The following is an 8618-nucleotide window of genomic DNA, read 5'->3' on the forward strand; positions in this document are numbered from 1 at the left end:
TGGAGAACTCTCAGAGTCAACGTTGACGCTCCTCAATATAGTTCTTTGTCTTGGGGAACCACGCAGCCCGATGTAGTGAGTCAGCTTCTAAAGCGCCGTGCCCTAATAAGCTGTCCCTGCATTGAGCGATCGCCCATCCCCAAAATATACATACATACCACGGCCAAGAGTAGGCCCATCCATACAAAGTAAGGCCTATGATGATCGCCCAAGCTAATTGGGATGTAGTTGCACCGCGCGTACGAACCAGGACCGCTGCCAAGAAGAGCAGCAGAAGAACAAGACCGGTTACCCCAGCTCGGAGGAATACAGTTACGTACCAGTTGTGGGGAGCGAACTCCACCCATCTTCCTTCGCCTTCAAATCTGCCAAAACCGGCCCCCATCGGCTGGCCGAATGAAATCGTCCAGAATCCGAGAGCTACATTTTGGTCAACTAGTGCGGTCCAGCTAGTTACACGAGCGTCATAAGTGCCTGAATTAGATGCCGCTGCATCGAGGCGGTCGAGAATGCCGGCCACGACGCTTGATGTGGTGACCGCAATCAAGGTCGCAGTGGCGACAAGCGCGAACAAAACGATCGTCAGTTTGAGCTTCTTACGAGAAGTGATGAAAGCGACAAGCATTACCCCAGCAGCAACCGCCCAGACTGTTCGCTGCTCAGAGGCCAGAACGATGGTGAAAAAAGCCATAGAGCTTAGGAGGTGAACCCGATTCCTAGTAGCACGAAACGCCCACAACAGCGATACGGCACAAAAAAGCAGGGTCAAAGCTTGTCCGGACACCAGGCAACGGGTGGTCTGTTCCATGCCAGTGCCTGGGTCAACATAGGTGTCTGTAGATCCGAGCCCGTAGAGAGACATGTGGTAAAGAGCTACTAAGACCAAGCCCCAACCGATAAGAAGACTTGCCTGGATTAGTAGGCGGCGCTCCTGGTCCTTGCTCCACTTGAGCGACATCGCCCAGAGCATAGCGCTTATCGTATAAAAGAATGGCCTGGATTCATTAGTCGCATTACCGAGGCGATTGACGTCGATGCCCGAAAGAAAAGAAAATAAGATCGACAATGCGAAGGCGAACCATAGTAATGAACTGAGCTTCAGCCGCGCATGTATCCGACCGATTCCAGGAAAAGCTACAACGAGAAATATCAGCGAGGCTACGTCTTGTAAGTAGACACTATTCCCTGCGAGTGTCGCGAGCGGTTGTGGTGATGGTAACTCCCAGGCTGTGAGTACGGTAACGCCGCAGAGCACCGCTCCGAGCTCGGGGTGCCGATAGAGGAGGTATGTAAACACTATCATCGCGTTAGCGGCGAGAACCGCGACAAAGAATGTTGTCATCAGTGCTGTATCCACATCCTTGCCGCCCTACTGATCGCGCGGAGCCACCAGATGATGTAAGTCCTCAAGATGTACACCGGCCAAATACGTGGATGTGTTAGTCTGATCACTCGCCGGAGGGAGCCGAAATTTCCGCCGCCCTTCGCGCCGACGAACTCGTGCCATGCAGCCTTCGGATTCGGATTTACAGGCCTTTCTCCACGAGCACATGTCCCTACAGTGGTCGACGTAAGGATGACTGGGACGCCCAACTGCTTGCAGCGAACACCATAATCTATGTCTGCAAATGCGTGCGAGTAGGTACCGTCAATGCCGCCTATATCTCGTGCTATACGGATAGGCACGAGAACTACGTTTCCGTTGAAGCTGTAGACCGCCTGGTGCCCTCCGTTTGGTTGTACCAATTCGAACTTTAGCGGATGGCTTCCCTTGCGAGCGAGCCCGGAATAGCTGATCGCACCGGTCTCCGGCTCACGTGTGGCGCCGACAAGCACCGCGTCGGGATGGCTCTTGGACGTTTGTTCAAGTAGGGCGAACGCGTGGCGGTCAAGGATCACGTCGTCGTTCAGCCAGAGGATGAAACTGTCCGACCGATCAGGCGACCGGCGCAGTGCCACCTCTTCTGCTTGGGCCATGCCCTGGGCCCAGTATGCGCTCCCATCTCCGGGAAGAATCGTGATGTCAGCAGGTAGGGACTTAAGTGCGTCGGCGGTGCCGTCGGTAGAACCATCATCGAAGACAATGAATGAGGCCTCGACATCACTATCTCTTGCCGAGATGAGAGCATGGTCGACGGATCGTAGCGTTAACTCCCGCCGATTATGGCACGCAATGATCACAGCACACTTCATTGTCGGCCTCCGTCTAGGGCGCTCTGAATACCTCTCAAAAAATTCGCAGCCATGTGCTCTATTGTGTATAGCTTGGCAGACATTGCGCATCCGTCGCGAAGTGCATCAAGGGTCGGTCGATGTCCTAGCGTCGCGGATATTGCTTCGGCGTATAGTGCACGATCGTCATCCGTTATAACAGCGTTTTGGTTTGGCACAAGATACTCAAATTCGGGGGCGTGCCAAGGCCATTTGGTCGAGATGATAGGCGTCTGAGCGGCGAAGCTATCTACAGCGGCTAGGCCCACACGGCCGGGCATCAACATAACCTCTGAGCACGCGAGCGCAAGCGCCTTCCTTTCACCCGAGGACCGTTCGAGATATGAGCTCCATCGGTTCCTCTGCACAAAACGCTCGACTTGCTCACGTTCTTCCCCGTCACCCATTAAAAGGAGTCTGAAGTCAGGGTCCCGAGAATGCACGTCTTCCGCGGCGCTGAGAAGAAATGGCAGGCGTTTAGACTCGGAAAGAGCCCCCAGATAGATCGCAGTCTTACCACGCAAGTCGTAGAGTTCCGCAAATCCCCGGAGTTCTGCCGCCCCCAATGCCTGAATATCCCTACATAGACCGGATGTGTCGACAGAATTGCGGACGACCGTCACTTTATCTGGTGGAAACCCTAGGTCTTTGACGGCTTCTAGTCCACCGGAGGTGTAGGCGAAGAACCAATCCGCGCGCACTGTGAGCCATTTCTGCAAAGCCATCGAGACCCGATCAGATGGCCGCGTGTAGTCCATGCCATGCCCCCAGAGACCTACCAGTGGACGCCGAGTCCGTGGCGTTCCTAAGAGGAAGTAAGCATCGAGATTCCTCCGGGCTTGTTCCATGATCACAAGGTCAGCACCCGATATGGCTTGGCGTATGCGCCTTAGTACTAACCGTCTTCCAGTTACCCCGAGCTCAACTTGCTCGAGCCTCAAGGATGCTGAGATAGAGACGGCATCGCTTCGTCTGGCTTGCTGGCGATTCGGGAAGCCGTGTGCGATGCGAATATCAATACCGACGTCCGAGCCCTGACTGACCAGCAACTCGAAAAAGCGGGCACGGTATGCAGGAATATATTCTTGAAGGATTACGACTTTGTTCACTGCTTGCCGCCTTCAAGTACGTCCTCGTACACTGCGCGCGTACGCTGGAGCCACACGTCGGGAGAAAATTCGCGTTCGTAGATTTTCCTTGGCTCCCCTGCCGTCGAGCCGGTCAACGTAGAGATTTTGTCTAGACAGTGAGGGAGTTGGTCCCACGTGTCGAAGACGGCCCCCCCGCCAAACGTTTTTATACAGTCCGCAGCGCTGTTGCCAGATTTTGCCACGACCGGAATGTTACACCCCATTGCTTCGGCGAAGACCAACGGCAGGCCTTCGGCCCATTCGCTCGGGAAAACCAATCCCTTTGATCGAGTAAGAACACTTGCCACATCCTGGGGCGCTAACTTTCCATGGAATCTGACACGGTCGTTGCTTGCTTCGGCCAGGAAAGTGGCAAGGGGTCCGGTACCGTACACGTTTAATATGCGGTCTTCTGGCCAGTGCTCAATCAACTTATGTATCCCCTTTTCGGGGGACAGCCGGCCGATATATACCCATTCATCGTGACTTTTGTGCCGATAGTCCGGCGTGATATCAACAAAGTTGGGTATTACAACCGATTTTCGGCTCTCTTGCCAGTACCGATCATAGATACTTGAGGCACGCGGTGAGAGAAAAATAACGCGATCCGCTCGGGCGAAAAGGGGATCACTATTTATGCCGTTCCTGTTTCGAACTGCTAGAGGGATTGTCGCCGGTCGAGAGTTTCGGTAACAGGAGTGCACGATGGCCTGGAGGGCCGAACTGTCGGGGCAAGCCGTGCAGGTCTTCCCGTCTCGGAATAGGGTCGAGGCGGCGCATAGAGGACGAAAGTTATGAATTGTCGTCACCAGGGGACCGTCCCACTTATTTAGCCAATTCGTGCCCCAGTTTGGAAATAGATTGTGCACGTGGACGATGTCAGGCTGGAAGTCCTGAAGGTGTTCGATGGGGGAGGCGCCCAGCCCAGTTGCTACTTTTATCGCGGATCTTAGCCGGTAAGCCTTTTCCTGTGCAAGATCGTCGGTTTTCAGGGCTATCAGGTTTACGTCTAGGCCGGCGGCTTCAAGCGCTACTACCTGAGCATCCACAACGTGATTTTCGCCGCTGGGTTGGTCTGAGGAGTAGTAGCTATGGATTAGGGCGACTCTCATTCGTCTGGAATGGTTTCGTCGTTCCGGTCATGATCAATTCGTTGGTCGCCTTGTACGACCGCACGAAGGAACCGCAGATTGCCGAAGAGGTATCGCCTCCATAGACGTCTTGGTTCCGTGGCAAGGCGGAAGAGCCACTCCAGTCCCGCTGAGCTAACCCAGTCAGGGGCTTGGCGTTGTGCGCCAGCTGCGAAATCGAAAGCCGCGCCCACCGCGACCGCCACAACTGGCAGCTCATTAGCAAGGCGGGACGCTTCAAAATCCTGTTTCGGGGTTCCAAGTCCGATCCAAACGATTTGTGCCCCCGATGATGAAATATTTGCGTCCTGCTCGCGAAGCTCATTGATTGTAAGTGGGCGGAACGGCGGACTGTAGCTGCCCACGATCGAAACGCCTGGAAACCTAGCTTTCAAGTTCCGTTCGAGATCTTTGAGGACCGTCGGGGTTGAGCCCAGCAGATAGTGCCGTACGTTGAAAGCTCTCCCGTAATCAAAGACGTCGAGAAATAAGCTCGGTCCTCTTACTTGCTTTACGTTAGGGCAATGCCCCCGAAGTTGAGAAACCCAGCCGATGGGTTTTCCATCCGGATAATTGACTGCGGGTTCTTGGAGGATCCTTGAGTATTCTTCTGACCTGCTCGCTAGTGCAACGGTATATGCGTTCGCAAGGTGTACGTGTCGTCCCCGGTTCTCGCGTGTCATGTCGATGATCTGCATCGCGGCTGTCTTCTTGTCACATGCAACGAATTCGAGGCCGCCGATCCATTGAGTGCGTTTCGCTGTAGCGCCAACGACGCTGTGCTCCGGATGCAGTGCCATAATCCCCCCAAATCTACGGTTCAAGCTTGGTCGCTAAGCAAGCAGGCCTACCGTTCCTTGGGTATGATACTTGGTCGTTGGCGGTATCCCCACGTCAGCCACAAGCCTGCTAGGCGTGCACGCCTGGCGGGGCGACGTAAGCTGGCGATTGGCCCGCGCGTTCGCTGAGGGGACTGGGTCTCCTCACTGAGGCAACTGGGTCTCCACCTGAGCGCGCTCGAGAAGCCTGCTGCCGGTGTGCTCCTGGCTGCCGGCGAGGGGAGCCCGTACGAGGGACTCTGACTCAGAATCGTACTGTCGTCCTCGATGACGTGTTCAGTGCTTCCGAGAGACTGCAAGGCGTTCTTGTGCTGCTAGCGTGGCCTTCACGGCATACCGCTGCCCTACAGGGGACCACGGACCTGATCAGTTGTGGTGCAGTTCCGGCCACGGACGCCGGTTCACCGTCGCGATCCGCACCGGTGTCCAATCGCCGAAGGCGAGGATGGACTGGGTGGCGGGCACGTCGCCGTCGGCGAGCGAGGCCCGCTCGGTGAGGAACCGGTGTAGGCGTTGGTGGGCCTGCGAGGCGGTGCGGATACCGGCGTCGGTGGTGCCGTCCGTGCCACGTAGCTCGTGGTGCCAGTCGACCACCGTGTACCCGGCGGACCCCGCGCCCCGGGAGAGGACCGATCACCACACTGACGTCCGGCGACACCGCTCGGACGTTGAACGGCTGACGCCCCGTGTCATGGAACGCCACCTTGTCGCCGAGGGCAAGGAGCCTGAAACCCATCGCCCGGCCTCCCGTCAGTGTGGTTCGCCTCGGAACAAGGCTAGGACGTGGCGGCCCGCGGCGGACACGTCTAGCCGGCGCCTGGAGCGGCTGCCGCGGTAGCTGAAGTGGCGCCCGGAAGGCATCCACCCTGCCTTGTCGGCATCCGGTTCTTCGGTAAGCACCGCTGCCAGACACGCCTCCCGATGGGCTACGATTCAGGCGGATCGGTCTTGTCGACTCTTCTTTGGGGGAATCCGTGCGCTCTAGCCGCGTGCAGTCACGTAGCCTTGTCGCTGGTCGGCGGCTTGATCTGGACGTTGTGCGCGGATGCGCGATCCTCCTGGCCATGGGCTGGCACCTCGGCGGCACGCCGAATGGTGTCGCTGTCTTTGACATGCTCATGTGGCCGGCGAGGACCTTCGGCTGGGCTGGAGTGGATCTGTTCTTCGTCCTAAGCGGTTTCCTTATGGGTTCGATCGTGTTCCGGGAATGGCAGCAGACAGGGCGTTTCGATTCGAAGCGTTTCCTTATCCGGCGTGCGCTGAAGCTTTGGCCGGTCTTTTATCTGTTCCTGTTCGCCCAGCTGCTATTCGGTGACCATCCGTGGCAGAGCTACTTCTTCCAGAATTTCTTCCATCTGCAGAACTACCTCGGCTCCTCGCAGGACCACTTGTGGTCCCTCGCAGTGGAGGAGCACTTCTACCTCGTGCTGGCGGTGGTTGCGCCCTTCGCCTTCCGCCGCCGCATCCCGCTCCGGATCATGATGATGATCCTCGGCTCAGCGATGGTGGTGCCGTTAGCGCTTCGAATAGTCGGAGCCTCTGCCGGCGACACGCCCGTGCATCTGCAGACCTATAGCCATTACCGGGTGGACGGGCTCGCAGCCGGCTTGCTTCTTGGCCTCGTCGCGACGTTCTACCCACGCATCATGGACAAGCTCACCCGCATTAGATGGGTGTGGGCAGTGGGCATGTTGGCGGCGATCGTGTGGTTATCGTTGTTCACGAAGCAGAGCTTTCTTGGGAGCACTCTCGGCTTCACGGTGACGATGCTCGGCTCCGTATGCTTCCTCCTGCTGCTCTACCGTGCGAGTTGGGTACCCCGCTTGGCCACAGTGCTTCGGCCGATTGGCTCGCTCGGCGTCTACTCGTACTCGCTATACATCTGGCACATCGCCGCTGCGCGTCTCGCTGGGATCGTGCTCGGAAAGCTGGGGATTGGACTCGCCCCGATTGCGCAGACGGCCATGAGCTACGCGGCGGCGATTTGCGTGGCCTTCGTCGTCACCCGGCTTGTGGAGTGGCCGTCACTGAGGGTGCGGAACCGGTTCTTCCCAAGCCAGCGTCCGGTAGGGCCGCAGCCTCAGAAGCTTCAGGCTGGCTGAGACTGGGCTGCAGGCGCCTGGGAGTGTGGTGCCGCGTCCGCAGCGTCGGCTAGGGTGTGTCTCTTTATCGGCGTAGCCAGATGATGCAGGCGTAGAGAGCGGGTTCAGGGGCGGTAGGTCTGGGCGAGCTTGTCGTATCGGGTCGCAATCCCGCGCCATTGCATGAACAGGCTGACTGCTCGAGGGCGGCCCGGCCCTTGTAGGCCTTGGCGTCGAAGGCCGGGGCCGGCCGCCGCCCGGAAGCCCTTGCGTCTGCGGTCGACCTTCTGGTCCTTCGGTTCGGCGATGACGGCCTTGATCCCGCGCCCGCGCAGGTTGGACCGGTTCGCCTTGGAGGAGTAGGCCTTGTCCGCCAGGACCGCCTCGGGCCGGGAGCGGGCGCGCCCCGGTCCGAGACGGGGGACTGTGATGGCGGTTCTGGCCATCCTGGAGAGGGGCCGGATCGGGCAGACCTACCTCATCGGGGCCGACGGTGAGAAGGACAACAGGAGCGTCGTGGAGCTGATCCTGAAGGAGATGGGCCAGGCCCCCGACGCGTACGAGAAGGTGGTCGACCGTCCGGGCCATGATCTTCGGTACGCGATCGACTCCACGAAGCTGCGCACCGAGCTGGGCTGGCGCCCCCGCTACGGCGACTTCGAGGCCGGGCTGGCGGCCACGGTCCAGTGGTACCGCGACCACGAGGCCTGGTGGCGGCCGCAGAAGTCCGCCACCGAGGCCAGGTACCAGGAGCAGGGCCAGTGACCGCGCCGGGGGACGGCATCGAGTTCTCCAGGCAGCTCGCCGCGCACGGGACGCCGATCCCGGGCGTGGTGCTGTTCGACCTCCCGGTCCACGGGGACAGCCGGGGCTGGTTCAAGGAGAACTGGCAGCGGGAGAAGATGGCCGCCCTCGGGCTGCCCGACTTCGCCCCGGTGCAGAACAACATCTCCTTCAACGCCAAGGCCGGCACCACCCGCGGGATCCACGCCGAGCCATGGGACAAGTTCATCTCCGTGGCCACCGGGCGGGTCTTCGGCGCGTGGGTCGACCTGCGCGAAGGCCCGAGCTTCGGGACCGTCTTCACTGCCGAGCTCGACCCGTCCAGGGCCATCTTCGTCCCGCGCGGGGCCGGCAACGCCTTCCAGACCCTCGAGGACGCCACCGCCTACACCTATCTCGTCAACGACCACTGGTCCGCCGCCGCGCAGGGGGAGTACACCTTCC

At 58.9% G+C, this 8618-nt stretch carries 8 protein-coding genes and 2 pseudogenes; 3 read left to right on the plus strand and 7 right to left on the minus strand.

Going from position 1 to position 8618, the window contains the following annotated elements; all coding sequences use genetic code 11:
* Positions 1–16 precede the first annotated feature (16 nt).
* From ACVWWH_RS02615 to ACVWWH_RS02640, 6 genes are all read right to left on the minus strand, one after another.
* Positions 17–1357, minus strand: coding sequence for a hypothetical protein (locus ACVWWH_RS02615; RefSeq protein WP_457315506.1), 1341 nt, complete (start codon positions 1355–1357; stop codon positions 17–19).
* Positions 1342–2193, minus strand: coding sequence for a glycosyltransferase family 2 protein (locus tag ACVWWH_RS02620; protein ID WP_457315507.1), 852 nt, complete (start codon positions 2191–2193; stop codon positions 1342–1344). Before ACVWWH_RS02620 ends, ACVWWH_RS02615 begins: the two co-directional genes overlap by 16 nt.
* The gene (locus ACVWWH_RS02625; RefSeq protein WP_457315508.1) at positions 2190–3320 is read right to left on the minus strand and encodes a glycosyltransferase family 4 protein; all 1131 of its coding nucleotides are present in this window, start codon (positions 3318–3320) and stop codon (positions 2190–2192) included. Before ACVWWH_RS02625 ends, ACVWWH_RS02620 begins: the two co-directional genes overlap by 4 nt.
* Positions 3317–4390 (minus strand): glycosyltransferase family 4 protein, encoded by a 1074-nt coding sequence (locus tag ACVWWH_RS02630; protein ID WP_457315509.1) that lies wholly within the window; start codon positions 4388–4390, stop codon positions 3317–3319. The genes ACVWWH_RS02625 and ACVWWH_RS02630 overlap by 4 nt, the downstream gene beginning before the upstream one ends.
* 59 nt (positions 4391–4449) lie before the next feature.
* On the minus strand, positions 4450–5271 hold the full coding sequence (locus tag ACVWWH_RS02635) for a WecB/TagA/CpsF family glycosyltransferase (RefSeq protein ID WP_457315510.1): 822 nt from the start codon (positions 5269–5271) through the stop codon (positions 4450–4452).
* Positions 5272–5676: 405 nt separating this feature from the next.
* Positions 5677–5904 carry a hypothetical protein gene (locus ACVWWH_RS02640; protein ID WP_457315511.1) on the minus strand — a complete coding sequence of 76 codons (228 nt, stop codon included), beginning with the start codon at positions 5902–5904 and terminating at the stop codon, positions 5677–5679.
* Positions 5905–6347: 443 nt separating this feature from the next.
* On the opposite strand from ACVWWH_RS02640, the gene ACVWWH_RS02645 reads away from it, so the two are divergent.
* Positions 6348–7412, plus strand: coding sequence for an acyltransferase family protein (locus ACVWWH_RS02645; RefSeq protein ID WP_457315525.1), 1065 nt, complete (start codon positions 6348–6350; stop codon positions 7410–7412).
* A gap of 104 nt (positions 7413–7516) precedes the next feature.
* Here the strand turns inward: ACVWWH_RS02645 and ACVWWH_RS02650 are convergent.
* Positions 7517–7810 (minus strand): annotated as a pseudogene (locus ACVWWH_RS02650) (transposase); the annotation flags it as partial.
* A gap of 13 nt (positions 7811–7823) precedes the next feature.
* Here ACVWWH_RS02650 and ACVWWH_RS02655 point away from each other — a divergent pair.
* Positions 7824–8156, plus strand: a pseudogene (locus ACVWWH_RS02655) (dTDP-glucose 4,6-dehydratase); the annotation flags it as partial.
* A partial coding sequence (locus ACVWWH_RS02660; RefSeq protein ID WP_457315512.1) for a dTDP-4-dehydrorhamnose 3,5-epimerase family protein occupies positions 8153–8618 on the plus strand: 466 nt, incomplete at its 3' end. The pseudogene ACVWWH_RS02655 and the gene ACVWWH_RS02660, both read left to right, overlap by 4 nt.

Source organism: Sinomonas sp. RB5 (assembly GCF_054063535.1).